28 protein-coding genes are annotated in these 26,022 nt (G+C 50.6%); 20 read left to right on the top strand and 8 right to left on the bottom strand.

All coding sequences use genetic code 11. From position 1 onward, the window contains the following. The first annotated feature begins 123 nt into the window (after positions 1 to 123). The 8 genes from ACTZWV_RS10235 (at position 124) to ACTZWV_RS10200 (ending at position 7,266) form a co-directional block, all read left to right on the top strand. Positions 124 to 1,620 carry a CoA-acylating methylmalonate-semialdehyde dehydrogenase gene (locus ACTZWV_RS10235; protein ID WP_444786455.1) on the top strand — a complete coding sequence of 499 codons (1,497 nt, stop codon included), beginning with the start codon at positions 124 to 126 and terminating at the stop codon, positions 1,618 to 1,620. 267 nt (positions 1,621 to 1,887) lie between these two features. Then, on the top strand, positions 1,888 to 3,045 hold the full coding sequence (locus ACTZWV_RS10230; protein ID WP_444786454.1) for an acyl-CoA dehydrogenase family protein: 1,158 nt from the start codon (positions 1,888 to 1,890) through the stop codon (positions 3,043 to 3,045). A 12-nt stretch (positions 3,046 to 3,057) separates the two neighbouring features. Further along, positions 3,058 to 3,831: an enoyl-CoA hydratase gene (locus tag ACTZWV_RS10225; protein ID WP_444786453.1), complete on the top strand. Its 774-nt coding sequence runs from the start codon at positions 3,058 to 3,060 to the stop codon at positions 3,829 to 3,831. Beyond that, positions 3,831 to 4,973, top strand: coding sequence for an enoyl-CoA hydratase/isomerase family protein (locus ACTZWV_RS10220; protein WP_444786452.1), 1,143 nt, complete (start codon positions 3,831 to 3,833; stop codon positions 4,971 to 4,973). Before ACTZWV_RS10225 ends, ACTZWV_RS10220 begins: the two co-directional genes overlap by 1 nt. Before the next feature lie 12 nt (positions 4,974 to 4,985). Then, entirely contained in the window at positions 4,986 to 5,873 is an 888-nt protein-coding gene (gene mmsB, locus ACTZWV_RS10215; RefSeq protein ID WP_444786451.1) for a 3-hydroxyisobutyrate dehydrogenase, read from the top strand. Continuing rightward, positions 5,873 to 6,631, top strand: a complete 759-nt coding sequence (locus ACTZWV_RS10210) for an SDR family oxidoreductase (RefSeq protein WP_444786450.1) — start codon at positions 5,873 to 5,875, stop codon at positions 6,629 to 6,631. The genes mmsB and ACTZWV_RS10210 overlap by 1 nt, the downstream gene beginning before the upstream one ends. Before the next feature lie 102 nt (positions 6,632 to 6,733). Continuing rightward, positions 6,734 to 6,979 (top strand): type II toxin-antitoxin system ParD family antitoxin, encoded by a 246-nt coding sequence (locus ACTZWV_RS10205; RefSeq protein ID WP_444786449.1) that lies wholly within the window; start codon positions 6,734 to 6,736, stop codon positions 6,977 to 6,979. Next, positions 6,973 to 7,266 carry a type II toxin-antitoxin system RelE/ParE family toxin gene (locus ACTZWV_RS10200; RefSeq protein WP_444786448.1) on the top strand — a complete coding sequence of 98 codons (294 nt, stop codon included), beginning with the start codon at positions 6,973 to 6,975 and terminating at the stop codon, positions 7,264 to 7,266. Before ACTZWV_RS10205 ends, ACTZWV_RS10200 begins: the two co-directional genes overlap by 7 nt. A gap of 97 nt (positions 7,267 to 7,363) precedes the next feature. On the opposite strand, the gene ACTZWV_RS10195 is transcribed toward ACTZWV_RS10200, so the two are convergent. Further along, complete coding sequence (locus ACTZWV_RS10195) at positions 7,364 to 8,725, bottom strand: LytR/AlgR family response regulator transcription factor (protein ID WP_444786447.1); 1,362 nt, start codon at positions 8,723 to 8,725, stop codon at positions 7,364 to 7,366. Between the two features lie 420 nt (positions 8,726 to 9,145). On the opposite strand from ACTZWV_RS10195, the gene ACTZWV_RS10190 reads away from it, so the two are divergent. Further along, a complete protein-coding gene (locus ACTZWV_RS10190) occupies positions 9,146 to 11,569 on the top strand; it encodes an alpha/beta fold hydrolase (RefSeq protein ID WP_444786446.1) in 2,424 nt (807 codons plus the stop codon). Positions 11,570 to 11,628: 59 nt separating this feature from the next. Here ACTZWV_RS10190 and ACTZWV_RS10185 read toward each other — a convergent pair whose 3' ends face one another. Continuing rightward, on the bottom strand, positions 11,629 to 12,534 hold the full coding sequence (locus tag ACTZWV_RS10185) for an EamA family transporter (protein ID WP_444786445.1): 906 nt from the start codon (positions 12,532 to 12,534) through the stop codon (positions 11,629 to 11,631). 186 nt (positions 12,535 to 12,720) lie between these two features. Here ACTZWV_RS10185 and ACTZWV_RS10180 point away from each other — a divergent pair, with 186 nt between their 5' ends. The 3 genes from ACTZWV_RS10180 to ACTZWV_RS10170 are packed head-to-tail and all read left to right on the top strand — an operon-like array spanning position 12,721 to position 13,682. After that, positions 12,721 to 13,149, top strand: coding sequence for a nuclear transport factor 2 family protein (locus ACTZWV_RS10180; protein WP_444786444.1), 429 nt, complete (start codon positions 12,721 to 12,723; stop codon positions 13,147 to 13,149). A 36-nt stretch (positions 13,150 to 13,185) separates the two neighbouring features. Continuing rightward, positions 13,186 to 13,500 (top strand): YciI-like protein, encoded by a 315-nt coding sequence (locus tag ACTZWV_RS10175; protein ID WP_444786443.1) that lies wholly within the window; start codon positions 13,186 to 13,188, stop codon positions 13,498 to 13,500. Further along, positions 13,500 to 13,682: a hypothetical protein gene (locus ACTZWV_RS10170; RefSeq protein ID WP_444786442.1), complete on the top strand. Its 183-nt coding sequence runs from the start codon at positions 13,500 to 13,502 to the stop codon at positions 13,680 to 13,682. Before ACTZWV_RS10175 ends, ACTZWV_RS10170 begins: the two co-directional genes overlap by 1 nt. Here ACTZWV_RS10170 and ACTZWV_RS10165 read toward each other — a convergent pair. Then, positions 13,679 to 13,906, bottom strand: coding sequence for a hypothetical protein (locus tag ACTZWV_RS10165; RefSeq protein ID WP_444786441.1), 228 nt, complete (start codon positions 13,904 to 13,906; stop codon positions 13,679 to 13,681). The genes ACTZWV_RS10170 and ACTZWV_RS10165 overlap by 4 nt on opposite strands. Beyond that, on the bottom strand, positions 13,893 to 14,378 hold the full coding sequence (locus ACTZWV_RS10160; protein ID WP_444786440.1) for a Tse2 family ADP-ribosyltransferase toxin: 486 nt from the start codon (positions 14,376 to 14,378) through the stop codon (positions 13,893 to 13,895). The genes ACTZWV_RS10165 and ACTZWV_RS10160 overlap by 14 nt, the downstream gene beginning before the upstream one ends. Before the next feature lie 348 nt (positions 14,379 to 14,726). On the opposite strand from ACTZWV_RS10160, the gene ACTZWV_RS10155 reads away from it, so the two are divergent. Both ACTZWV_RS10155 and ACTZWV_RS10150 read left to right on the top strand, forming a co-directional pair. Next, positions 14,727 to 15,335 (top strand): DUF1294 domain-containing protein, encoded by a 609-nt coding sequence (locus ACTZWV_RS10155; protein ID WP_444786439.1) that lies wholly within the window; start codon positions 14,727 to 14,729, stop codon positions 15,333 to 15,335. Positions 15,336 to 15,545: 210 nt separating this feature from the next. Beyond that, entirely contained in the window at positions 15,546 to 16,040 is a 495-nt protein-coding gene (locus tag ACTZWV_RS10150; protein ID WP_444786438.1) for a PRC-barrel domain-containing protein, read from the top strand. A gap of 202 nt (positions 16,041 to 16,242) precedes the next feature. Here the strand turns inward: ACTZWV_RS10150 and ACTZWV_RS10145 are convergent, their stop codons facing one another. Next, positions 16,243 to 18,582 (bottom strand): catalase, encoded by a 2,340-nt coding sequence (locus tag ACTZWV_RS10145; protein ID WP_444786437.1) that lies wholly within the window; start codon positions 18,580 to 18,582, stop codon positions 16,243 to 16,245. Between the two features lie 390 nt (positions 18,583 to 18,972). Here ACTZWV_RS10145 and ACTZWV_RS10140 point away from each other — a divergent pair, with 390 nt between their 5' ends. The 4 genes from ACTZWV_RS10140 to ACTZWV_RS10125 all read left to right on the top strand — a co-directional run bounded on the left by ACTZWV_RS10140 (position 18,973) and on the right by ACTZWV_RS10125 (position 20,415). Beyond that, entirely contained in the window at positions 18,973 to 19,155 is a 183-nt protein-coding gene (locus tag ACTZWV_RS10140; protein ID WP_444786436.1) for a hypothetical protein, read from the top strand. Then, complete coding sequence (locus tag ACTZWV_RS10135) at positions 19,152 to 19,526, top strand: PRC-barrel domain-containing protein (protein ID WP_444786435.1); 375 nt, start codon at positions 19,152 to 19,154, stop codon at positions 19,524 to 19,526. The genes ACTZWV_RS10140 and ACTZWV_RS10135 overlap by 4 nt, the downstream gene beginning before the upstream one ends. A gap of 131 nt (positions 19,527 to 19,657) precedes the next feature. After that, positions 19,658 to 19,873: a DUF3185 family protein gene (locus ACTZWV_RS10130; protein ID WP_444786434.1), complete on the top strand. Its 216-nt coding sequence runs from the start codon at positions 19,658 to 19,660 to the stop codon at positions 19,871 to 19,873. Between the two features lie 233 nt (positions 19,874 to 20,106). Continuing rightward, positions 20,107 to 20,415: a DUF6482 family protein gene (locus tag ACTZWV_RS10125; RefSeq protein WP_444786433.1), complete on the top strand. Its 309-nt coding sequence runs from the start codon at positions 20,107 to 20,109 to the stop codon at positions 20,413 to 20,415. Positions 20,416 to 20,419: 4 nt separating this feature from the next. On the opposite strand, the gene ACTZWV_RS10120 is transcribed toward ACTZWV_RS10125, so the two are convergent. Genes ACTZWV_RS10120 through wecA form a run of 3 tightly spaced genes read right to left on the bottom strand, consistent with a single transcriptional unit; the run spans position 20,420 to position 24,030 of the window. Next, positions 20,420 to 21,580, bottom strand: a complete 1,161-nt coding sequence (locus tag ACTZWV_RS10120) for a polysaccharide pyruvyl transferase family protein (protein ID WP_444786432.1) — start codon at positions 21,578 to 21,580, stop codon at positions 20,420 to 20,422. A 12-nt stretch (positions 21,581 to 21,592) separates the two neighbouring features. After that, entirely contained in the window at positions 21,593 to 22,912 is a 1,320-nt protein-coding gene (locus ACTZWV_RS10115) for a flippase (protein WP_444786431.1), read from the bottom strand. A 41-nt stretch (positions 22,913 to 22,953) separates the two neighbouring features. Further along, the gene (gene wecA, locus ACTZWV_RS10110; protein WP_444786430.1) at positions 22,954 to 24,030 is read right to left on the bottom strand and encodes a UDP-N-acetylglucosamine--undecaprenyl-phosphate N-acetylglucosaminephosphotransferase; all 1,077 of its coding nucleotides are present in this window, start codon (positions 24,028 to 24,030) and stop codon (positions 22,954 to 22,956) included. Between the two features lie 171 nt (positions 24,031 to 24,201). Between wecA and ACTZWV_RS10105 the strand changes: the two genes are divergently transcribed. After that, on the top strand, positions 24,202 to 25,257 hold the full coding sequence (locus ACTZWV_RS10105) for a glycosyltransferase family 4 protein (protein ID WP_444786429.1): 1,056 nt from the start codon (positions 24,202 to 24,204) through the stop codon (positions 25,255 to 25,257). Next, positions 25,254 to 26,021, top strand: coding sequence for a WecB/TagA/CpsF family glycosyltransferase (locus tag ACTZWV_RS10100; protein WP_444786428.1), 768 nt, complete (start codon positions 25,254 to 25,256; stop codon positions 26,019 to 26,021). Before ACTZWV_RS10105 ends, ACTZWV_RS10100 begins: the two co-directional genes overlap by 4 nt. Position 26,022: the final 1 nt, after the last annotated feature.

Below are 26,022 nucleotides of genomic sequence, written 5' to 3'. Positions count from 1 at the left end.
GCGAGCATAGCAGGCTTTGCTACCGACTTACTGCAACTGTAGTAACAAATAAACAACTGACTGGCGAATAGCATTACACAGATAACAAGCCGGCAGTACAGCCAAACAATCGGGAGAAGCAACATGACACAACAGGTTAAGCATTTTATCGACGGCGAGTTCGTTACCCCTACCGGTGACAAACTGATCCCCGTTACCAACCCGGCAACACAAGAAGTGATTGCTCAGGTGGCATGTGCCACAGCTGGCGAAATGGAGCAGGCGATCGAGTCGGCCAAAGCGGCTTTTTTAACGTGGAAAGAAGTGCCGGTATCAGAGCGCGCGCGCTTAATGATGCGCTTTGCGCATTTGTTAAAAGAACACCAGGGCGAGATTGCCGACATTATCTGCCGCGAATTAGGTAAAACGGTAGAAGACGCCAAAGGCGATGTTTGGCGTGGTATTGAAGTGGTCGAGCAGGCCGCTAACATTCCATCGCTGATGATGGGCGAAACAGTAGAAAACGTGGCGCGCAGCATCGATACTTACAGTTACATTCAGCCGCTGGGTGTTTGCGCCGGTATTACGCCGTTTAACTTCCCGGCGATGATCCCACTGTGGATGTTCCCGATGGCCATTGCTTGTGGTAATACTTTTATTTTAAAACCGTCTGAGCAAGACCCGATGACGGTAAACAAAATTGCCGAGCTGTTTGTTAAAGCCGGTGCGCCTAAAGGCGTATTACAAGTTGTGCACGGCGCCAAAGAGCAGGTAGATGCGATACTGCACCACCCGGATATTAAAGCCATTTCGTTCGTTGGCTCGGTTAATGTTGGCCAGTACATCTACAAAACCGGTACTGACAATTTAAAACGCGTGCAGGCTTTTGCCGGTGCAAAAAACCATATGGTTATTATGCCGGATGCCAATAAGCAGCAGGTAGTTAATGCCTTGGTTGGTGCTTCCGTAGGCGCCGCCGGTCAGCGTTGTATGGCCATATCCGTAGCAGTATTTGTTGGCGCAGCAGCAGATTGGATCCCCGAAGTGGCCGCTGCCATTGGCAAAGTACGCCCGGGTGTCTACACCGACCCTAACGCTGCTTATGGCCCGCAGATCAGCCCGCAGGCGCGTGCCCGGGTGTTATCGCTGATTGAACAGGGTAAAAAAGAAGGCGCCACGTGTGTGCTGGATGGCTCAGACTGCAAAGTGGAAGGCTACCCGAACGGTAACTGGGTAGGACCAACGGTGTTTAGCAATGTCACCACCGAGATGGAAATTTATAAGCAGGAAATTTTCGGCCCGGTATTAACTACCATGCAGGTTGGCTCGCTGGCTGAAGCATTAAAAGTAGTAAATGACAGCCCGTACGGTAACGGGACTTCTATCTTTACCGCCAGCGGTGCTGCGGCACGTAAGTATCAGCATGAGGTGGAAGTAGGTCAGGTGGGTATTAACATTCCAATTCCGGTGCCACTGCCGTTTTTCTCATTCACCGGCTGGAAAGGCTCGTTCTATGGTGACCAGCATGCTTACGGTAAGCAGGCGGTGCGTTTTTACACTGAGACGAAAACTATTACAGCGCGCTGGTTTGACGACGATATTCCGGTTTCCGGCCCGAATATGTCGATTAACTTGCGTTAAGTCAGATTAAAGTGCATTTGTAGTGCGGCGCTTCCACCGTAACAACACGCAGACCCGCGAATTTCTCCCAAATTCGCTCTTGATCGTCTGCTTAGTTGTTCCGGTTCCGCCCGCCTGCAAGTCCTGAGTAAATTACTAATCGGAACAAGCGCAGCGTAAGGGGAATTAATTAGCGAGCGATCAAAAGTGAGGCTGGGAGAGCCGAACGGGCGAGCGTTTAAATCCCCTGAAAGCGTAGCGATTGGTTAAGCGGTAAGGTCCAAACAGATGAATTTCAATTTAACAGAAGACCAACAAGCCTTTGTCGATGTGGCCAAACAGTTTGCCGAACAAGAACTGGCGCCACACGCAGCCCAGTGGGATCGTGAGCATCACTTTCCCAAAGACGTGATCCAAAAAGCCGGTGAACTGGGCTTTTGCTCGCTGTACACCCCGGAAGATGACGGCGGCATGGGGCTATCGCGCTTAGACTCCTCCATTATTTTCGAACAGCTGTCGATGGGCTGTACCGCCACCACGGCCATGCTGACCATTCACAATATGGCCACCTGGATGATCGCCAACTGGGGCACCAGTGATGCTAAAGCCCAGTGGATGGAGCATTTAGTTACCGGCCAAAAACTGGCGTCGTATTGCTTAACAGAACCAGGCTCTGGCTCTGACGCAGCAAGCCTGCGTACCAGTGCGAAAAAAGATGGTAACGAATATGTACTCAACGGCTCGAAGATGTTTATCTCCGGTGCCGGTGAAACCGAAGTATTAGTAGTGATGGCACGTACCGGCGAAGCCGGGCCAAAAGGCATTTCGGCCTTTATTGTACCGGCCGATGCCAAGGGCGTTATTTACGGTAAAGCCGAAGAAAAAATGGGCTGGAACGCCCAACCAACCCGGCTGATTACCTTTGAAGATGTACGTGTACCGGCGCATTACCTGCTGGGCAACGAAGGCGAAGGCTTTGGTTTTGCCATGAAAGGCTTAGACGGCGGCCGGATTAATATTGCCACCTGTTCTATCGGTACTGCGCAGCAGGCGCTGAATACCGCGCGCAACTATATGTTAGAGCGCCAGCAATTTGGTAAGCCACTGGCAGCATTTCAGGCACTGCAGTTTAAACTGGCTGATATGGCCACCGAGTTAGTGGCTGCACGGCAGTTAGTGCGCTTAGCGGCGTTTAAGTTGGACCAGAAAGACGGCGAAGCCACTGCTTATTGCGCTATGGCCAAGCGGTTTGCTACCGATGTGGGTTTCCAGGTCTGCGATCAGGCACTGCAGCTGCACGGCGGCTATGGCTACATTAAAGAGTATCCGCTGGAGCGGCATTTCCGCGATGTGCGCGTGCACCAGATTTTGGAAGGCACCAACGAAATTATGCGGCTGATTATCGGCCGGCGTTTACTGGATGAAGCCGCAGGCGATATTCTGTAACAGGAGATTTAAATGGCTCAACTAAAACTGGAAAAGCGTGGTCACACGGCGCTTATCACTATGTCTAACCCGCCGGCCAATACCTGGACCCGTGACACCTTAACCCAGCTGCGCGACGCGGTAAAAAGCCTGGATCAGGATAAAAATATCTATGCCCTGGTCATCACCGGCGAAGGCGATAAATTTTTCTCTGCCGGCGCTGATTTAAAGCTGTTTGCCGATGGCGATAAAGCTATTGCCAGCGATATGGCGCGTATCTTCGGCGAAGCCTTTGAAACCTTAAGCGCCTTTAGCGGTGTGTCTATTGCGGCCATTAACGGCTATGCCATGGGCGGCGGTTTAGAAGTAGCGCTGGCCTGTGATATACGCATTGCCGAGCAGCAAGCGCAAATGGCACTGCCGGAAGCCAAGGTCGGCTTACTGCCCTGTGCCGGTGGTACCCAGAACCTGGCCTGGCTGGTAGGCGAGGGCTGGGCCAAGCGGATGATTTTATGCGGCGAGCGTTTAGGTGCAGAAAAAGCGCTGCAAATTGGCTTAGTGGAAGAAGTGGTGGCAACCGGTATGGCGCTGGAGAGTGCACTGGCACTTGCTGATAAAGTCGCTGAACAAAGCCCGTCATCGGTTACCGCTTGTAAAAAGCTTATTCAGCAAGGCCGCAGCGGCACTATGCAAAGCGCGCTGCCGCTGGAGCGTGAGTTGTTTGTCGGCCTGTTTGATACCAAGGATCAGGTAGAAGGTGTGCAGGCGTTTTTAGACAAACGCAAAGCTAACTGGGTGAATGGCTGATGAGCGGCGCAAATGACGTAGTGCTGTATCAAGAGCTTGCAGCACAAAACGGTAAAAAAATCGGCGTTGCTACTCTGAATTCAGAAAAGTCACTGAATGCACTAAGTTTGCCGATGGTGGAGTCGTTACTGCCACAACTGCAAGCCTGGCAGGCGGATAACAGCATCAGCATGGTATTACTGCAGGGCGCAGGCGATAAGGCCTTTTGTGCCGGTGGCGATATTCGTGATTTATACAAAGCTATGCTGGCAGAGCCCGGTACTTATGCGCCGTACGTTGAAGAGTTTTTCACCAAAGAATATACGTTGGATTATTTAATCCACACCTTTGGCAAGCCGGTACTGGTATGGGGCAATGGCATCGTGATGGGCGGCGGTTTAGGCTTAATGGCCGGCGCTTCGCATCGGGTGGTAACCGCAACCAGCCGTATTGCTATGCCGGAGATGGCGATTGGTTTGTATCCGGATGTTGGCGCCAGCTGGTTTTTAAACCGCATGCCCGCCGGTTGTGGCCTGTTTTTAGGTTTAACCGGTGCTTCTATTAACGCTGCTGACGCCAAATTTATCGGCCTGGCCGATAACTTCTTACTGCATGAGCGTAAAGCCGCGTTACTGGAAAAGCTGCTGACAGTAAAGTGGGGCGATACTGTTGCCCTTAATCATCAAAAACTCAGCGATGTACTGCGTAGCGAAGAAGACCAGTGCCGCACCCAGATGCCGCTGAGTAATATCCGGCCACATCAGGGCGGCATTGAAACACTGGCGAAACTGGAGAGTTTGCCTGCTGTTATTGCCAGCATTAATGCCATGCAGGGCGAAGATAAATGGCTGCAAAAAGCCAAAGAGTCGCTGGCCTATGGCAGCCCCATTACGGCGCATATCGTATTTGAGCTGTTAAAATTGGGCCAGAGCAAAATACTGGCTGACAGCTTCCGGCTGGAGCTGGGCTTAAGCGTGCAGTGCGGCAAGCTGGGTGAATTTACCGAAGGTGTGCGCGCGCTGTTAATGGACAAAGATTTACAACCTAAGTGGCAATACAAAACGGTGAGCGACGTGCCGCAAAGCGTCATTGATGAGCTGTTCCGCTCGCCGTGGCATGCTAACGAGCACCCGCTGCGCGAACTGGGTCAACCGGATAACTGATTAGGAGCAAACATGGCTAAGGTTGCATTTATAGGCTTAGGTAATATGGGTGGCCCTATGGCCATCAATCTGGTTAAGGCCGGGCATGCAGTAACCGCCTTTGATTTATCGGCAGCGGCGCTGGCGCAAGTGAAAGCCGAAGGTGCAGTCGTTGCTGCTACCGCAGCAGAAGCGGTAACAGGGGCGGAGTTTGTTATTTCAATGCTGCCGGCCGGTAAGCATGTATTGGGTTTATATCTGGGTGAGCAGGGCATTGCCGGCAGTATCAGCAAAGAAGCGCTGGTCATTGACTGCTCTACCATAGATGCTGACAGCGCGCGTAAAGTCGGTGCAGGCCTTGCCGCACAGGGCATTGCCTTTATTGATGCGCCTGTATCCGGTGGTGTCGGTGGTGCTAAGGCTGGTACTTTAACCTTTATTATCGGTGGTGATGCAGCGCATTTTGAGCGCGCGAAAACCGTGCTTGGCAATATGGGTAAAAACCTGTTTCATGCCGGTGATGTTGGTGCAGGCCAGGTCGCCAAGATCTGCAACAATATGCTGTTAAGTATTTTAATGGTCGGCACCTCAGAAGCGCTGCAAATGGGCGTGGACAATGGCCTGGATCCAAAAGTGCTGTCTGATATTATGCTGAAAAGCTCAGGCCGTAACTGGACATTAGAGCTATACAACCCCTGCCCGGACGTGATGCCGAATGTGCCATCATCAAATGGTTATCAGGGCGGCTTTATGGTGGATTTGATGGCAAAAGATTTAGGCCTGGCGCTGGAAGCAGCATTGCAAAGCCAAAGCAGCACGCCAATGGGCGCACTGGCACGTAGCCTGTACGTGGCACATCAGCGGGCCGGTAATGGCAAACTGGATTTTTCCAGTATTTTTAAACTGTTTGAGAAAAAATAATGAACCTGCAAAACAAAACCATCGTTATTACGGGCGGGGCACAAGGACTGGGCCTGGAAATGGCACGCATGTGCGCGGCAGAAGGTGCCAAACTGGCATTAATTGACATGAATGCCGATCAGTTGGCGGCTGCCAAAGCTGAGCTGGGTGCTACAACTACAGTACACACCTACATCGCCAACGTGGCTAATGAAGAACAGATAGAAGCTACCTTTGCGCAAATCGACAGCGACTTTAACGGCATTGATGGCCTGATTAACAACGCCGGTATTTTGCGCGATGGTTTGCTATTGAAATACAAAGACGGCGAGCTGCAAAGTAAGATGTCGCTGGCGCAGTTCCAATCGGTTATCGATGTAAACCTGACTGGCGTCTTCCTGTGTGGCCGCGAAGCCGCGGCGGTGATGGTAAAACGCGGTACCAAAGGCGTGATTATTAATATGTCCAGCGTCGCCCGTGGCGGCAATATGGGTCAGACTAACTACGCCGCTTCTAAAGCCGGCGTGGTAGCCATGACAGTTACCTGGGCGCGCGAGCTGGGCCGCTTTGGTATTCGCGTTGGTGCTATAGCGCCAGGCGTTATCCGCACGGCGATGACCGATGCGATGAAGCCTGAAGCGCGTGACCGCTTAGAGAAAATGAAGCCGGTAGGGCGCTTAGGCGAAGCCAGCGAAATAGCTCATACGGCTAAATACATTTTTGAAAACGACTTTTTCACCGGCCGGGTAGTAGAAATCGACGGCGGCATCAGCATGTAAGCTGCTTTTCGCACCAGAATGAAAGGCGCCGTGGCGCCTTTTTTGTTGCCGGATCCGGCAGCGGATCGTATGATAAATTCATACTGTTAGTGGAGGTATGTTATGCAACGTAAAACCATTACCTTAACGCCACAGCAAGACGAGTGGGTTAAAGCTCAGGTGGCGTCCGGTCAGTTTGGTAACGACTCTGAATATATCCGGCATTTGGTCAGGCAGGATCAGATGCGCCGACAAGCTGAGGCTGAGCTGGGCGATATCTTGGATCAGGCTTTGGCGTCAGGTGTCAGCGAATCATCCCCGCTGGATATTTGGCAGGCAGCATTGATGCGGCATAAAAGTAAGTGCTGACATTACAGCTTTCGGCGCAGTCGAAAGAGGATTTAACTGTTATCGCCGATTTTACCCTGGCTGAATTCGGTGAATATCAAGCATACATTTGCTATCAGCAACTGCTGAAAATGTTTGATTTATTGTGCACACAGCCGTTGTTGGGTAAAGACTGCAGTGATATCAGAACCGGCGTGCGGCGCATCGTGCACCGTTCTCACTGCATTTATTACCGGGTAAAAGGAGATACACTGCTTATATTGCGTATTTTGAGCCGCTGGCAGGATCCTCTGGCAAAATTACGATAAATTTAATTTCACATCCGATACGAGCAGAAAAGGCGCCGCGGCGCCTTTTTTGATTAGGAAAGCAATTTAGCATTTTAAAACTGCATCCTCGCCAAAGTTAGTTTATCTCTGTCGTAACAGCCTGGCGCACTGCAGGGATCAGGCGGCGGCTTACCGACAGCTGCTGACCATTCTGTAATAATAGCGAAGCGGCACTGCCACTGCTTTTATTGGTACTGGTTTGTAATCGTGTTACCTGTTCTAAGTTGACCAAATATGAGCGATGCACACGCAAAAAGGTACTGGGCAGCTCCGACTCCAGGTTTTTCAGGGTACCGCTGTATAAATGCTGGCGGCCATCCGTCAAATTAATCTCGCTGTAATCACCGGCTGCCTGACAAAAGTTTATTTGAGCGGTATTGATTATGTCCACTTTACCGGCACTGGCTATTTTCAGTATTGCGGGTCTGTTATGTTGCTGGTTCTGCTCCAATCGTAACGTCAGTTTGGCGATGCGTTCTTTATCGAGTTGCTGATTACTGAGCAGAGCGTTGTAATCCTTAGCCTGTTGCATAAATAAAACGCTCAGCAACAGCGTTATCAGCACAAAGTACAAGGTCTCATGAAAGTAATCGGCAGTTAGTACAATAATCAGTAAAAACAGCGATAGTGTCACTGTTGTCGCTACGGCTGTTAAGCTTCTGCGGTGGTACCCATGTCCCGCCGCCAGGATCACAGATAGCAGCATCGGGCAAAAAGTTGCTGCTGTGGTTTTGTTGTCGAAGCCGGGTATCAATAGTACGGTTAGCAGCGTTGCAACAGCGCCGGCATAAATCCAGTGCACGGCATGGGTCCTGACAAAGCGTTGCGTTATAAGGGTTAGCAAACAAAGCCCAAAGCCAAAAGAGAAGGTTACGATAACTAACAACCGTACGTCGTGTAATGGATAGGAGTAGCTGAACAAGGCGCGGCCAATTTCACTAAACAACTGCAGCGCGGCAAAAAGGCTCATAAGAGCTAACAATAGGTGTTGACCACGCTGCATTGACTGCAAGCTGCGGATAGCAAAATACAAAGTGGCAGTAAGCAAAATACCGAGTATAACCAACATCCAGCTACTGTAACGTTGCAGATGGTGTTGGGGAGCGTTGTAGTGGTCGATGCCAATAAAGTGCACCGGGTTAGGCAGCGTAAATAAACTTTGCTGGGCAGACATTTTAACAACCAGTTGATTGTCACCCACCAGCAGCAGATCCAACGGAACATAAAATCGTGCATCCATATTACCTGCGATTTCGTTTGGTTGATTGCCAGGCAGGCCATTATTGCCAAGATGGTAGCCGTTTAAATAGCTGCTGCTGGACGCTTTGGCGTTTAAATACAGCGCTAACGGAGGCTTTAGCTGAGTTAACTGCTGCTTACTAACGGATAACGTAAGCTGCAACCAGAGCGTTTTGCCCTGAGGGTCAACATCTGCCAAGGCGAGGTGCTGGCATGTGGCTGCGGTAAAGTCGACAGGCCAATCCGGCTGTATTGTCGCATCACAAACTGTCACAGCCTGCTGCCGCTGCGGCGTTATAACAGCAAAACAGCTTGCGCTAAACAGCGTTAGCAAAGTAAGCAGCAGGCTGGCTGTTTTCCGGTTTAGAGCTACGAACATCGGTATCCTGTTGGTTGTAAGTTGTCCAACCATTTATCGACTATTAGCTACCGCTTAATGGTTTTACATTGCAAATTGCTACCACTAAACGAATAGCGCGGGCTGTCTGTGGTTGTTTCTGCTGTATTGTCAGCAGGTTAATCAAGGAGAGCATGTTATGTTATCAAAAAAAGAATTAATAGCGAGGCTAGCCGTTATCGACTCGGTATCAATGTTCGCGGTCGAAACGAGGAAATGGTTATGAAATTTCTATTGCTGTTGTTACACGTTGCCGTTTTATTTTTACCTGTGCAGGCAGATGAGACCAAAGGTGATAAGTATTGGCGCGCCATTGAGAAAGCTGTTAAGGAAAGTGGTTTTAATGGCACCATTGTCATCGGCAATAAGACGCAGGTTATTTGGCAGAAAAGCATAGGTTACGCCGACGCTGATAGAATAATACCACTTACTGCAAAGCACTTATTTAGCCCGGGATCGGTTGGTAAAGAGTTTACTACTGTCTCAATTATGCAACTGGCGGCCAATAACAGCTTGGAATACCAAGATAAAATCTCAAAATATATCCATGGATTACCCTCGTGGGCGAATAACATAACCATAGAGCACATACTTACTCATACTTCAGGGTTACCTGATGTGGTGTGGAAGCAGCACATCAGGACAGCCGATGCGGTGCAGCAAATTAAGCAAGCGCAGTTAGCTTTTGAGCCCGGAGCAGGCTACAAATATACAAATTTGAATGTTGTTGTTCGTGCTTTAATAGTGGAGAGCATGACAGGGCAACGCTATTCAGACTATGTTGCGAAGAGCATTTTTAATGTAGCGGGCATGACAGACTCGTTTCATCAAGCCGAAAAAGAACTTGCCTCTAAAGCCATTGTTTCAGGTGATTTTCCGACGAATATTGCTGGATTAACCATCTATGTAACGCCGCTTGACTTGTTTAAGTTTGAGAGCGCTCTGTGGAACGGTTCGTTAATTGACGCAGAGCAGTTAAAGCGGGTCTTGCCTGGCGACATTTTGTCAGGAAAAGGCAACAGGGCATATTTTGATTTTGGCAATTTTTCGCTCGACGATAAAGGTCGTCTGGTTTCCTGGCAGCACGACGGCTCAAATCCCAGCCATCACACACTTAAACATCATGACTTTATCACAGGCAATGTATTTATTTTAATGTCGAGTGACGGCAACAAATCGACGTTATACAAGATTCTGAATGAATTAAAAATTGTAGCTTCGAAATACATTCAGCCTATACCGTCAGAGCCTAATGAAGCAATGCAACCGACGGCGAATGAAACGGCAATAACCTTCACTGCCGACAGTGGAAAAAGCACTGAAGCTTATGCCGGGTCATTTCAGGTGGCGGAGAACAGAAACAAACCAGATAGCCGCCAACTTACAATTCACTATGTGCGCTTTCCCGCCTTAACTGATAAACCGGCAGCACCAATAGTGTATCTTGCCGGCGGGCCCGGCGGCTCTGGCATTAGCACCGCTAAGGGACGACGCTTTGAGCTATTTATGGCGCTGCGTCAGCACGCTGATGTAATAGCGCTGGACCAGCGTGGCACCGGTTTATCGGATGACGTGGCGCCTTGCCAGTCCAGCCAGGTTATGGATACCACCGCAGCCTGGGATGAGCAGAAGCTGACGGCGCTACACCAGCAAGCACTGGTAGAATGCACCGCCTTCTGGCAGGCAGAAGGTGCTGACATTTATGGTTATACCACAGTGCAAAATGCGCTGGATATTGATGATCTGCGTAAGCACTTACAGGCGGAGAAAGTCAGTTTATGGGGCATATCCTACGGTAGTCATTTAGCGCTGGCGGCTATAAAACTGTTTGCAGGTAACTTAGATAAAGTGATTCTGGCCAGTGCCGAAGGGTTGGATCAGACAGTAAAGCTACCCCGGCATACCGATGAGTATTTTGCAGCATTGCAGCGGGTAATAGAGATGCAGCCAGCGCTTAACGCGCGTTATCCTGATTTTGCAAACATGATGCGACGGGTACAGCAAAAGCTTGAGCAAGCGCCAATAAAGGTAAAACTGGCTACTGACGATGGTCAGCAAACCGACTTTTTGTTTCAGAAGCTGCATTTGCAATTGTTATCGTCGATGCTTATCGCCGATCCCAATCGCTCTGTTGGTTTATTGCTGGAGCTATACCGCAGTTTGGACCAAGGTGAAACCGACATGCTGCAATTTGCTTTAAAGCGTGGCTTTTTTTCCAACCAGCCGATCACAATGCGGATTATGCCAACAGTAATGGATATTGCCTCAGGCATATCAAACAACAGGTTGCAGCAGTTTAAACAACAAAATGCCGGCGCTTTGCTTGGTGGAATATTAAATTTCCCGATGCCACATTTACTGGGACAGGTACCGGCGCTTGATTTGGGTGCTGATTTTCGCCAACCGCTAAACTCAGAGGTGCCAACCTTATTACTCAGCGGTACGCTTGACGGCAGAACTTACCTGCCAGAGCAAATTGAAGCAGTGATGGGGCTAACTCAGCTTAACCATGTGGTTGTTGAGCATGCCGGGCACAATCTGTTTATGGCGTCGCCGCAGGTTGAAACTGCAATACTGCAGTTTTTCGCTAAGGGCAAAACCGATATTAAACACATAACGCTGCCGTTGCCCGATTTTGGGTTTTAACGTGAGCAGGATAAACAGTTTGTTTTGAATAAAAAGGCGCCGCGGCGCCTTTTTTATGCTCAGCTGCTTACTTTAAGCTTCACTTGAGCAGAGGCCGGCACTATAACAGTAGTGCGCTGCCCCAGCCACACCCCAAGTAGTACCAGCGCCATACCGGCACTTTGCAGCAGTGTTAGTTTTTGTTGCAGCACCAGTGCGCCCAGTACGGTAGCACTTAGCGGGCTAAGCAGGCTAAGTGTAGTTACGGCCGCTGCCGGCATTTTCATTACCCCGCGTAGCCAAAACACATAAGTTAAACCGGTGCCGATTAACCCCAGCCAGATATAGCCGAAAACGTTAGCCAGGCTAAGTTGGGCTGGCAAGGTTTCAAACAGCAGAGCCAGCGGTAATAAAAACAGACCACCGGCCGTTAGCTGCCAACTGGTTAGTACCATAGCGCTGGCTGGCGGCAGCCATTTTTTGGTCAGTAAAGTACCGCAGGCCATGGCAAAGGCACCTGCCGCCGCTGCGGCTACGCCGATAACATCCAATTTCGCGGCCGGCCCCAGCACCAACATGGCCACGCCGGCTAAACCACACAGTGCGGCAATCCAGCTTAGCATGCTGGTTCTGGCATTCAGCACTGCCCAGCCCAGTAGTACCACCACCAGCGGTTGAATGGCTCCAACTGTTGCTGCCACGCCTCCGGGCAAGCGATAGGCGGCCACAAACAGCAGCGCCTGAAAGATGCCGATATTCAGCATGCCCAACAGAAAAATTTTGCCCCACCAGCCTTTAGCCGGCAGTTGGCGCAAACACAACAGCATTAGTAAGCCAACCGGCAGGGTGCGCAGCGTGGCAGACAGCAGCGGTACATCGGGTGGCAGAAACTCTGTGGTAACCAGATAAGTGCTGCCCCAAATTAATGGTGCTGCAGCGGTTAAACCAATATCGAACCAGCGGGCTTGCGTTACGGCTGAACTCATTGAACAACTCCTGAAATAAGCGGATTAAGAAGAACTAAGCTAAGTGCTTGTTGCAAAACGCAGGCACTGTAAAAGCTCAACTTAGCTTAAGGTCAACAGTTTAATTGGCGGACATACTTTATATATTGCGTTAGTGGCTGAAATTGTTACTCTGAAGCAAGCAAAAACAACATCTTGGAACCTCTGATGAAAAAAATACTAATCGTTATGTCACTGCTGTTTTGTACCATGCCGGCCCTGGCCGATGACAAAGCCGAACTTACTGCACTGCTAAGCGAATTTTTAGACGGCGCCAGCCGCAACGATGCAAGCATTCACAATAAATACTGGGCTGACGAGCTTATTTACACCAGCTCTGGCGGCACCCGTTTTGGTAAGGCTGAGTTGATGCAAGGCGTAACCAGCCGTGGCATGTTAAAACCAGAAGAGATCGACACCGTGTATAGCAGCGAAGATGTGCGCATTATGCAATACGGCGATACCGCAGTGGTGGCCTTTGTATTGGTGGGTAAATCAGCTAATGAAACCAAACGCTATTTAAACAGCGGTACTTTTGTGCGTAAAAACGGCCAATGGCAGGCAGTAAACTGGCAAGCCACGAGTAAAGCGGAATAACCCAAACGCACGGGATTGCCGGCTAACGGAGATGTTGTGAAACACTTTGTATTGATATACGACACTGCGCCGGATTATCTGCAACGGCGCGCTGAATTTCGCCAGGCGCATCTGGCACTGGCGTGGCAAGCAGTTGAGCGTGGTGAGTTGCTGCTGGGCGGCGCCGTGGGCGAGCCGGCAGACAGCGCACTGCTGCTGTTTCGCTGCGATAGCGCGGATATTCCGGCCGCTTTTGCCAAAGCCGACCCCTACGTAGTAAACGGCCTGGTAACCCGCTGGCAGGTTAAACCCTGGCATACAGTAGTAGGCGAAGGCGCAGCTAACCCGGTAAAACCAGAAGCTAAGGGCTAATGGCAGAGACAAAAACCAAAGCAACCAGCGCCAGTGTAGCGAATTACCTGGCGAGCCGCGGCAGCGATGAAGCCCCGCTTAGCGGTTTTGCTATTCGCGGCCGTGATATTATTATTTACCTGCTGGCCGAAAGCGTCGAGCAAGAGCAATTGCTGCAACAACCAGGCAGACACTCTTCTTAGCCAGACTTCAGCAGTTTCTTCAGTGGGGTCGGTGCTTCTCCGCGCTGTTCTGCTGCTGAATATAATTCGCATAAGCGGCTTAGTTCGACTTCATACATGTATTTGCATTCTTCATAGTCGTCGCTATCGGTCGTCTCTGATTGAGCCAGTAGCTCGTAATAACGAATAGCGTCTTCTAATGCCTGAATGCAGACTGCTACAGAACGAAGATCAAGATTTTGCATTAGACACCCCCTGAATTTTAATCTCAGCATTTATTGCCAACTGGTCCAACGCCCTGAGGAATTTATTTACCGGCATATCAAAGTTTGGCGAAATGGAATAATGCCACGAATCTTTCTTCGGGATGTAGTGATCTTTTGTAATAACTAACTCTTTCGGAATAATGGTACCGGCGGGAATTACAACATAGTCCCAGTTTTTATGGCCAAACAAACCGTTTATGTCGGATAAAGATGTACCACGGCTTTCCTCAGATTTTACATAGGTAATGCCATTTTTCGGATACGTTGTAACATCGGCTAGCCGCACCCGCCCATTTGGAAGCGATCTGTCTGTCAGGTCTGGATAAAGCGGGTTGGTTGCCATAGCGGTTTCTGATTTGTTGATGGCGCGCCATAGCGTAAGTGAAATATCTGAACGGTAAATCTTTTCGAGATCGCCTCTGGCAATAATAATCTGTTCTAGCGTAATCACAATCTATCCTCCGAGCTGATAGCAACAATATAAGTTAATGAAAAAAGATACATAAGTATGTTAGTGCGAATGCGCGTAGCTAATTGAAACGCTCTGCTTCGCAGGTGGTGAAGTTAAGCATTAACGAGGCTAAGCTGAGCTTTTTCAGATACCAATCAAGGGTAAACTGCAAAAATGATAGCAATAATTTAATTTTTTGTGAATTCACATTGCTATAAAAATAATTACTTAGTGCTTTGGTGAATATTTGATGTGTATTGACGAATGAAGTTAAAAAAGCTTCAATCGTAGCCAATTTTACTACAGCGAGATGAGTTGAAATTATTTGCTGGTTAACACGGAGTCGTAATGCGCGTAAAAGGAAAAATTACTCAGTGGGATGACGCTAAAGGTTTTGGCTTTATCCAACCGCTGCTGAAAGGTGATCGGGTATTTGTACATATTAAAGCCTTGCAAAACCGCGCACGCCGGCCGGTTATTGGCGAGGTGGTAACCTATTCGGTTGGTAAAGATGACAAAGGCAGGGCGCAGGCCAACGCGGTAACCTTTGCCGGTGAAAAGCTTATTGTTAAAACTGCCAGAACCTCATCGCGCTGGCCGTTATCGCTGGTAGCTATTTTTAGCGCAGCGCTTGTAGTAGCGTTCGCTTTGGAAAGGTTGCCGCTATACGTTATTGCCGCCTACGCCGCTATTAGTCTGTTTACCTTTATCAGTTACTGGCTGGATAAGCGCAAAGCTCAGACTGGCCGCTGGCGCATACCGGAAGCAAATTTACAGTTGTTATCACTAATCGGGGGCTGGCCAGGTGCGTTGCTGGCGCAAAGCTATCTGCGGCATAAATCAAAAAAGCGCGCCTTTCTTATCGTGTTTTGGCTTACCGTGCTGGTTAATCTGGCCGTGCTTAGCTGGTTAACCGGGCAGGGCGGTCAACTATTTCAGGCACTTGCTTTACTGTGATTTCCTAAGTGCGCTAGCGAACCGACTGCGCGGCTTTTGCAGCGTAGTTTACAGGTTCATCCTGAATTCCATATCTCGTGGCGATTCAGCCCTTTTCCGGTATTTATTCAGTACTTATCTAATAAATGCTGCCGGCGAAGAAAAGCTGTGATGAAGCGGTTATACCGGACATTGTGTCCGGCAAACACATTCAATTCGACGGAGATTCATATGAAAAAGCTAAATTCGTTAGTGTTTTATGCGCTGGTTACACCGGCTATCGCCTTAGGTGCCGGTTCTGTGTTAGCGCAACAAACCACAGATAAGAATACTCAAAGTGATCAAAACCAACCTCGCACCATGCAGTCTGACGCGCAACGGGATATTGAACGCAAAAACATGCAGGGCAAATCCCGGATGCAGAACCGCGACTATTTAGGTTCTGTGCCGGCCAATGGCTCGCATGCCAGCCACCTTATTGGCGCTGATGTTCACACCGCTGATAACGAAGATATCGGTGATGTAAGCGATCTGATTATTGGCAGTAATGGCCAGGTGATGGCTATTGTTGTCAGTGTTGGCGGCTTTCTCGGTATGGGCGAGAAAGACGTTGCCATTGGCTGGGACCACATAAAACGCTCCGGCACAGCTGATGACGTGAAATTACGGGTAGATGTGACCCGTGATGAGTTAAAAGCCGCACCGAAGTTTGCAAAACTGGATTAACATCTGCCGGTTATCTGATTAGCTGGATATAATTAAACGGCAGGGGCGAAAGCCTCTGCCGCTTATTTATATTGCTGCTAAAAAATCAGCGCGATAATGATGATAACAGGAATTAGCCTATCTACACCAACGGTTGGCGCACTGCGTGCTGCTGCCGGATCAGTTGCTGTATTAATTTGTGACGTAAGATTCTCCATCTCTGTTAAGTAAAACTCAGGCTACTCAGGCGATGCGCAGCAACCGCTTTAATAAAGGTTGGCGCTACGGCGGCAGCGTCGGCACTTTCTGCCCGTAATACGCCTGCGGTTTGCTCCGCGCCGGGTTTAATGCCAGCCATATCCAGCAATTCCTGTCCGGCGCCTAATGCCAGCATTGCCTTGCCGTGGCGAAAAGCATCTTTTATAAACGCCATGCTATCTATATTGTGTGCCAGTGCTTGTACGGCTTCGTTGCCGTCGGGCAGGATCAGTGCATCAAACAGTACAGATGGCGAATTCTCCAGCGACTTGTTTGCGGCTATTTTCTCGCCGGCTAAGCCGGTGAACATGCCTACCCGTGGCCCGACGAAATGCACCACGGCACCGGCGTCAGTCAGGGCGGCATACAGCGTGGCGAGGGAGGCCTGGTGCACGCCTTTTTCAACTAACACCGCAATCTGCCGGCTGCGAATGCCGCACTCGCCGGGCAGTGCTGTTAACGATAGTGCCGGTGAAACCGTTACTTCCGGTGGCTGCGGTGCGGCAATAGCCTTGGGCATAGCGTCCGGTAGCTGCATGCCCAAACCGGCGGCCACTTCCGCGGCCAGTTGTTGTGACACGTTTACCAAGGAAGACAACATGCGCTGACGTATCGCCGGCACGCCGACTTTACTCAGCTCAAAGCGAAAGGCGTCGGCGATATGTTGCTGCTCTGGCGGCGTTTGGCTGTCGAAGAACAGCGTCGCCTGGGCATAGTGCTCAGCGAACTTTTCCGGCTTGCCGCGCACTTTATCTTCGCTGACGTTATTCGCACTAACAGCGGCGGGGAAGGAGACAAAGCCGTTGGCGCCGGCCTGAAACGGGCAGCCACCGGCCAGGGAGTTGGGCTCGTAGGCTACGCGGCCACGGTTTATTGCCTGACGGTGCATGCCATCGCGTTGGTTGTTTTGTACCGGCGCCAATGGGGAGTTGATCGGAATTTCATGAAAATTTGGCCCGCCAAGCCGGGTGATCTGCGTATCAACATAAGAGTGGATCCGCCCGGCCAGCAGCGGATCATTGGAGAAATCAATGCCGGGGATAACGTGCGCGGTGCAAAATGCCACTTGCTCGGTTTCGGCAAAGAAGTTGTCCGGGTTACGGTTTAATACCATGCGGCCGACGGGTACCAGCGGTACCAGCTCTTCCGGTATCAACTTGGTGGCATCGAGCACATCAAAGCTGAAACCTTCAGCCCGGGCCTCACTGAAAATTTGCAACCCAAGCTCCCAAGCCGGGAATTCGCCGGATTCAATGGCCTCCCATAAATCGCGGCGGTGAAAATCGGGGTCGGCGCCGGAGATTTTTACTGCTTCATCCCACACTAATGAATGGGTGCCCTGCAGGGGTTTCCAGTGAAACTTACAGAATACCGCCTGGCCTTCGTCGTTAACCAGCCGGAAAGTATGTACGCCAAAACCCTGCATCATCCGGTAGCTGCGTGGTATGCCGCGATCTGACATCACCCACATCAGCATATGTGTCGATTCCGGCATTAACGACACGAAATCCCAGAAGGTATCATGCGCCGACGCTGCCTGCGGCATGCCGTGGTGCGGCTCTGGTTTAACGGCGTGTACCAGATCAGGAAACTTCATCGCATCCTGAATAAAAAATACCGGGATGTTATTGCCAACCAAATCCCAGTTGCCTTCGTCGGTGTAAAACTTCACCGCAAAACCGCGGGCGTCGCGTGCGGTGTCTTTCGAGCCGCGCTCGCCGGCCACAGTAGAAAAGCGTGCAAACACCGGCGTTATCTTACCTTTTTCGCTAAAAGGCGCGGCGCGGGTGTATTTGGTTTGGGCATCGTACGCTTCAAAGTAGCCGTGCGCGGCTGAGCCGCGGGCATGCACAATGCGCTCGGGGATGCGCTCATGATCAAAATGGGTGATTTTCTCCCGCAGAATAAAATCTTCCAATAATGTTGGTCCGCGCAGGCCGGCTTTTAAGCTGTTTTGGTTGTCGCCAACCGGAACACCCTGATTGGTGGTTAACCGTTGCCCGCTGCCATCTACCCGCACGCGTTCAAGCGCTGCCACCATGGGGTTTGAACCGGGCGTTGCGGCGCCACCGGTTTTTGCCGTGCTGCCTTGTTCAGTGTCGGTGCTGGCCGTTAATGTCGCTGAATCCGGCTTTACGGTTACACCGGATGGTGGCGCCATGGCATTGTTGTGGCCATGCTCGAGTGGCTTATTACTGTTATGCGGCATCGCTGCCACAAAATCGTCGCTGGCTTGTGCCTGCTTGGCCACGATGTCGTTGGTTTTTAACACGTCTGGTCTGGCGGATTTATGCTTTGTTGCCATTTTTTTGCCTTATGTTGTTGCCATAGGTGTCAACGCCTGTACTAACAACATGCTGCGCTGAGGTGGGAAGGTGGTCAATCGGCATCTCGCCCGAACCGCCGGCCTGCAACGATTTTGCGGGCGCAGGCGGCCATTGTCTGTGCGACAGCGCACCAACGTTGCCGGCGTGTCGGGCTGTTCCGGCAGATACACAGAGCGCAAACGTTAAGTCAGGAGTCAGCGTGAATTTAAGAACGCGGCTATCCGTATTGGCGTTAAAAGATGGCTTACGTTAGATAGCGTACAGAACATAGCTTGCGGCTGAACTAACGTAATAGCGTCACCCTGCATCTGAATCAGTTAATGATAAGAGGCAGATACCAAGCGTAATAAATATGTGGAGCACAACTTATGAACAAAAATCAATCTAACAAAGGCAGTTCAAACGACGATAAAAGACAGGGCAGGGAAGTTGCTGAAAAAGTAACTGACGACAAAAAAGTGCCTAAGAAGGACAGAACTGAGAAAAATGACGGCAGAAACGGCGCCGTGTTAGGTGAAATTAATGATCCTACCGGGAAGAAAAACAAATGAGCACTATCATGATGCAACCGAATGGCGGCCTTAATGGCACAGGCGCCTTACTCAGTGCCGGCAGTATTACCGGCGATGAAGTCTGCAATATGCAGGATGAAAAGCTGGGTAAAATCCAGGACATTATGCTGGATATGGCAGAGGGCCAAATACGTTATGTTGTGCTATCGGCAGGTGGCTTTCTTGGTATCGGCGATCGTCTGTTTGCTGTGCCGTGGAAAGCGCTGACGCTGGACAGGGAGAATCAGCGTTTTATGCTTGATGTCGATGTTGAGCGCTTAAAGAACGCGCCGGGCTTCGATAAAGATCAATGGCCGGATATGGCTGATGCCAGCTGGAACTCAAGTGTCGAGTCCTACTACGCCAGATAATGGCTGCACCCGGCAGGCAATAAGCCTGAGATAAGGACAGTGTTAGCTGTCCGCTTCAGGTAACGCTGGCCCCGGCCGGCGTTACCTTTATACAACAGAACACAGGTTTCATTTACCGGAAGGAGATTAACATGATAAATAACAGAATCCTGGCCATTGTATTACTTGTTGTGGGTGTACTGCTGCTTTTCTTTGGATATCAGGCATCTGAAAGTCTGGGCGAGCAGGTAACAGAAGCCGTTACCGGCCGCTTTACTGACTCTACCACCTGGTTTCTGATCCTCGGCGCTGCATCGGCAATGGCAGGTGTATGGCTGCTGCTGATGGGAAAATCCGCCCATAACTAACGCAGAAATTTGCCAGGCCCCACGCGATAGCTAAAAACTGCAGGCATTGGGGCTGGCGTCAGCGCAGTGCAATTTGGCCATAGTACAATTTGGTAATAGTTAAACCTGGCTATACTTAGTAGTATCCGGGTTCAGCTCCGGCAGATCTGAACCTCAGCCGGCGTCGTAGAAGCAATGTTGTTACAGCAATAACATTGCAGATATAACGCCAACCTGAAAACAGGAGCCTAAGCATGCCTTATCATCGTGCTAATCATTTAAATCATCAGGGTGTACGCATCAATGAACTGACCATTCACTCGTTTGAAATGGGTGTGTATCTGGCTGAGGCCGACTATGACGGCCGCAAAGCGTTTTTAGTTGATGCAGATAACAAACCACAGCAGTTTCACAGCATAGATGAAGTGAAGCTGGCGCTGGACCGTTGCACTATTTACAAAGCGTATTTAGTGCATCTGTCAGCTTATGATGAAATGTGCGGTGGCGCTGAAAAAGTGGATAACACCTTAAAAGTGCCGCTGTTTGTACCCGGTGTCAGTTAACACACTAGCCGATAGCCTGATACAGTCGCTGCCACATAGCGGCATTTTGCTGTTTTAACCCGGCCGCTTTAAGTTTTACCTCAGCGGCCAGGCTGGCTTTATTATCCAGCAACTGTTGCAGCGCGCTAAGCAAACTCTGCTCGCTCAGTTCTGTTACGCAATAATCAGCCATACCAAAGTCAGTCATCATGGCGTGGTATTTATGACTCCAGCTGGTGGCAATGCAGGGCACGCCCTGGCTTAGCGCATTTACCGCACCGTGAAACCGTGAGCTTATCGCCAGTTCCGCCTGACCGATAAAGGCTTTTACCGCCAGCGGATCGTCAATTTGCACTATCTGGCATGGCGCTTTAGCCGCTATTTCTGCGCACAATTGTGCATCTTCTTTACCTTCATGGTTTACCAGTACGCACTGTAACCCTTCGGCGGCCAGTTTATTGGCGGCAGCGGCAAAGGCGGCAATATAGTTAGTGCGCTGCTGCTCAGCACCGGCGTGGTTAAAGCTGGATACCACTTTGTTGTTCGGAATCAGTGCGGCATAAGGGCCATTTAAAGCCGGTATTTCAGCATTGGCACGAGCGGTTAACCCCACAGTGAAGTCCGGCGTTAATACTACCGAGTCCGGCAGGTTTGCAACACAGCTTTGCAAGTGTTGTAACGACACCGGGTCACGCACAAAAATTAACCTGGCGTGGTTAATAATATCGCGCATCGCCGCTTTACTGTCGTCGGTTTTAAACGGGCCAAAGGCCTGTGGCATAAACACAAAAGGTTTACCGGCTTTGGCAAAACGCACTACTTCTTTAGCGGTGTTTTGCAAAAAGCGTAGTGGCCACTGCTCGCCATAAGCAAAGCCGCTGGCTTCCAGCACCAGATCAACTTGCTGCTCGCTTACCATGCCGTAGCGGTTAAACAGCTGCTGTACTGCGCCCGGTAACTTGCCGATTAACGGCGTTAAATCCAGGCCACCGCGGCGAAACGACAGCTTTTGCCAGGCACCTAACCGGGCACGCTCAACGTAGGGCAGGTTAGGGCCGGGTGATAACACCAGTTCTACCGGTTGTTTAATGCCTTTTAACCCTTCCAGGCTGGCCAATAGCATTAAGTAAGCGCCTTTATTGCGAAACTGCACGCCTTTAATTTCAACGAAAAGTGGTTTGCTCATAGAAAAACCTTGTCAGTGAGTGTCTGTGCGACGCACAGTAATAAGTTGCCATAGCTGGGCGCGGGTACTCTTTGCCAGCAGCAGAAAAAACAACGACGCATAGGCGTAGGAAATCAACGTTGCCCAGGCCGCGCCTACAATACCCATGGTTGGAATAAGCCATAAATTTAACCCGACATTAAGGATAGCGCCGATACCGTGACTGAGCAGCGACAGCGGTTCCTGCTCGGTAATAAGTAAATGCTGGCTGATCAAATAACGCACAAAGATAAAACAACCGGCCCAGATATGAATACGCAGCACCTCAACGGCAGCGGCAAAGTTGTCGCCAAATAACAGGCTGATAAGCCACGGCGCGGCCAGCGACATCAGCACCGCTATGGCAAAGGCAGCGCTGAAAAACAGCAGCGCAAAGCGGCGTAATTTCAGATAGTAGCTGGTTTTGCCCAGTTGATAAGCTTTTAGCATATCCGGGTAGTAGCGTGCGGCTAAGGTAGCCGGAAACACATACCACAGCTCAGATAAACGGCTGGCGGCAGCATAAATACCGGCCTGTTCGGTACCGGCAATAGAGCCAATCATAACAATATCAATTTTCAGGTAAATTACCGACACTATGCCGGACAACCACAACCAGGAAGAGCGGCGCAGCAGCTGTTTAGCCTGCTGCCAATTAAACCAGCGCGGATGATAGCCCGGCCAGCGTGCTTCATCTTTGCTAAACGGCTGCAGTTTGCGCCGGTAAATAACGTACTGTGCCATGCCAACCAGAAAAAACTCGATACCGGTTAGCAGCAGCAGGCTGGCAATACCAAAGCCGCTGTACAGCAGGGCGAGTTTAACGCCAAAGCTGAGCAGTGATATAGCCGATTTAACATAGGCCACCGTGCGAAAGGTGCCCTGATAATTTAAGTAAAATTCAAACAGTAAAAAGCCGAAAAATGCCTGCAACAAAAACAGTACCGGAATGGCAACAGCCGTATTGCCGCTAAACATGGCCGGATACAGCAGATAAAACGCCAGCAACATCAGGCTGCCGCCCGCTATGCCAAGGCCCAGCCGGATACTGATGGCACTGTACAGCATGGTCATTGCATCGTGGCCGCTGTCGTGTTTTACCATCTGGCGCACTACGATATTGTTCAGCCCCATGCTGGTTATCGGCACCAAAAAGGCACTCCAGGCCATCACAATGGAATACACACCCAGCTCGCTGGCGCCCAGCATGCGGGCAACAAATACCGTTAGTACCGCACCGGCAGCCAGCTTAACCATTTTGTCACCCAGCATCGCCGTGGCGCGGGCCTGCAACAGCTTTCTAATGATGTTCACTACTTAACTGTCCTTATTTAATGACGGCTGCTTCACTGGCGTTACTTTACCGCCCTTGGCTGGCGGTTGTGCAGTCGCTTATGGCGAAAGTGCGAGATAATACGCCAGATGTTCTGCAGCCCATACAGGTAAGCGGCAAACAGCGCGATAAACAGCGTTAACATTAGCGGCTCCGGCAGCAGCAGGTATTCGCCGATAATGCCGATACAGGCACAAATACAGGCCAGCGCGGTAATAAGCGCCAACGACTCGCGTGAGCTTAAGCCCAAACGCAATGAAATATGGTGCAGGTGTTCGCGGTCGGCCTGAAACGGCGACTGGCCCTTGCGGATGCGGCGCACCATAATGGCAATCATGTCCATCAGCGGAATGGCAATGATCCACAGTGCGGTAACCGGGCGAAAGCTGGCGCTCTCACTCTGGGTGCCGATAATCAGCAGCCAGATCACGCTCAGGCCAATTAACATACTGCCGGCATCACCCATAAAAATACGCCGGCCGGGCACTAAATTCAGGTTACACGCCAGGTAGGGCAGCAGTGCCAGTGCCAACGCCAGCGCAAAACCGGCATACAACTGCTGGCCCCATAACGCCATAAAAATAGCGATGCTGATAAAACTGACCAGGCTGAGCATACCGGCCAGGCCATCTATGCCATCGGTCATGTTAAAGGCATTAATCGCGGCGATAACGGCAATCAGCGTCACCGGCAGCCCCAGCACACCAAGCTCTATTACGCCAAAGCCAAACAGGTTGCCCAGGCTGGCCAAATGCAAATCCAGGCTGTAAGTCATCGCCAGGCCCACTAAGGTTTGTACTGCCAGGCGCAGCTTTACGCTTAAATCGAGGTAATCATCAAACACGCCCAATACCAGAATAACGCCGCTGCAGGCCAGGTAATACACAGGTTGTATGTTGCTGTCGGCAAACAGCAGCATTGCAATGGCCAGGCCGCAGTAAGTGGCAATACCGCCGATCAATGGCACCGCGCCCTGGTGCTGCTTGCGACCGCGCGGTACATCCACCAGACCTACGCGCACCGACAACGGATATAATACCGCGATGGCGGCGATGGCAGCGAACAAGGCAGTAACATAAAGGCTAATATATTCAGACATTTAACTATCCTGGTTACGTCAGGGTGAACAGCTATTCAGCCGGGCGTCAGCTACAATCGGTTTTACTGGCGCTATTCCGGTTGTAGCGCAATGCGCTATAAACTAAGTGTTTTTCCGGCTGACAACAAGTATTGTACACAGTCCGCCAGCGGTTCAGGGTGATATTTCAGCGTGCAGGCAGCAAAGAGCAACATTTTAATTATCAGTAATATGGGCCCCAAGCCATCATCACCGTTTCAGGGCAAGTTTGTCCACAATCAGGTATGGGCGCTGGCAGCGCTTAACCCTGCGTATCATTATATGCGCTGGCACAGTGACTCTTTGCTGAACAAGTGGTTGAAATATCCGGTTTTTGCGCTCGATTTTCTCTGGCGCTTTGTCATTAGCCGGCGCCGTTTTGATATTGTGCATGTGCATTATTTTTACCCCACTATCTGGCTGGCGATGCTGTATAAAGCCTTGCGCAACCCGAAAGTGAAGATTGTCGTTACCTGCCACGGCAGTGATATTTACTTATATCAGCCGCCCGGTAAAGCTTATCGCTGGTGCGCGGCAAAGGTAGACCAATGGATTTTTGCCAGCAAAGCGCTGGCACGGCAGTTTAGTTTACCGCTAAAACGCGCCATAGTATTGCCGGCCGGTATCAGTGAGCTGTTTGGCCAGGCACAGCAGCTGAGTTGGCAGGATAAAAGCATCGATATCTTGTATGTCGGCAGCCTGGATCACAACAAAGGCATGGATCGCTTACTGGCCTTGCTGCCGCAATTACAGGATAAAAAACTGGTGATCGCCGGCTCCGGCCCCTGGCTGGATAAACTGCATTCTGCTGCCAGGCGTTTTCCCAATGTGCTGGTAGTAGGGCCAAAAGACAGCCAGGCGTTAAAACAGTTATACAGCCAGGCGCGCTGTTTTATCAGCCTGTCACGCCATGAAGCCTTTGGCTTGGTGATGGCTGAAGCCATGGCCTGCTACACCCCGGTTATTGCTACCCATACCGACGGTGCAGCAGAGCAGATTAACCACGGTGACAATGGTATTCTTATCAGCCAGCAGGGCACAGAGCAGCAACTGCATACCGCGCTGGAACATGCGCTGGCACAGTTTTTTGCTCTATCAGATCTGCAATACCGGCAACTGCAGCTGGCCGCCCGTAGCAGCGCAGAGCAATATCTGCTAAGTCGGGTGATCACCGAATTACAACAGCTTTATCAGGATGTTTTACGATGAATGCAAGCAACGCCAATAGCATGATGCCGGATAATTCCGTTGCCACGGCACCGCCACAGGTGAGCATAGGGACGGTGCAGGTGTCGGCCTTTGCCGGTATGACACAGTTACTGGCTTACATAGTGCGCGAAGACGGCAGTGTCTACGCCGGCTCTGCCATTGCCATTAACCCGGAAAAAGTATTAACCGCAATGCGTGAACCGCAAATTGCCGCTGTTATTGCTGCGGCGGATATCCGCTATGCAGATGGTATCGGCGTGGTAAAGGTGATGCGCAAACGGCTGAAGCGGGCAGTACAGCGGATCCCTGGTTGCGAGCTGTGGCAGCAGTTAATGCTGCGTGCGGCACACTATAAGGTGCCGGTGTTTATTGTTGGGGCCACACCGGAGGTTAACCGGCAAACGGCAACTAAATTACTGCAACAAAAGGCCGTTCTGGTGGGCGCGGTAGATGGTTACTTTAAAGATGAAGCGGCGCTGATTGCGCAAATTAAGCAAAGTGGTGCGCGTATTGTCAGTGTAGCTATGGGGTCGCCGAAGCAGGAGCTGTTGATCCAGCGTATTCGGGCGCAGCATCCGGACTGTTTTTATATGGGCGTGGGAGGCACTTACGATGTATTTACCGGCAATGTAAAACGGGCACCGCCGCTTTGGTGTAAGCTGAATCTGGAATGGGCCTATCGCCTGTTATCACAACCCAGCCGTATTGGCCGGCAATTGGGTTTGCTGCGCTACGTCTGGTGGTATTGGACCGGTAAAATTTAAC

Origin of the sequence: Rheinheimera sp. NSM, from assembly GCF_052380015.1 — a bacterium.
In the GTDB taxonomy this organism is placed as follows: Bacteria; Pseudomonadota; Gammaproteobacteria; order Enterobacterales; family Alteromonadaceae; genus Alishewanella.
The sequence above is the reverse complement of the archived record's forward strand: the minus strand, read 5'-3'. Positions and strand labels throughout refer to the sequence as shown.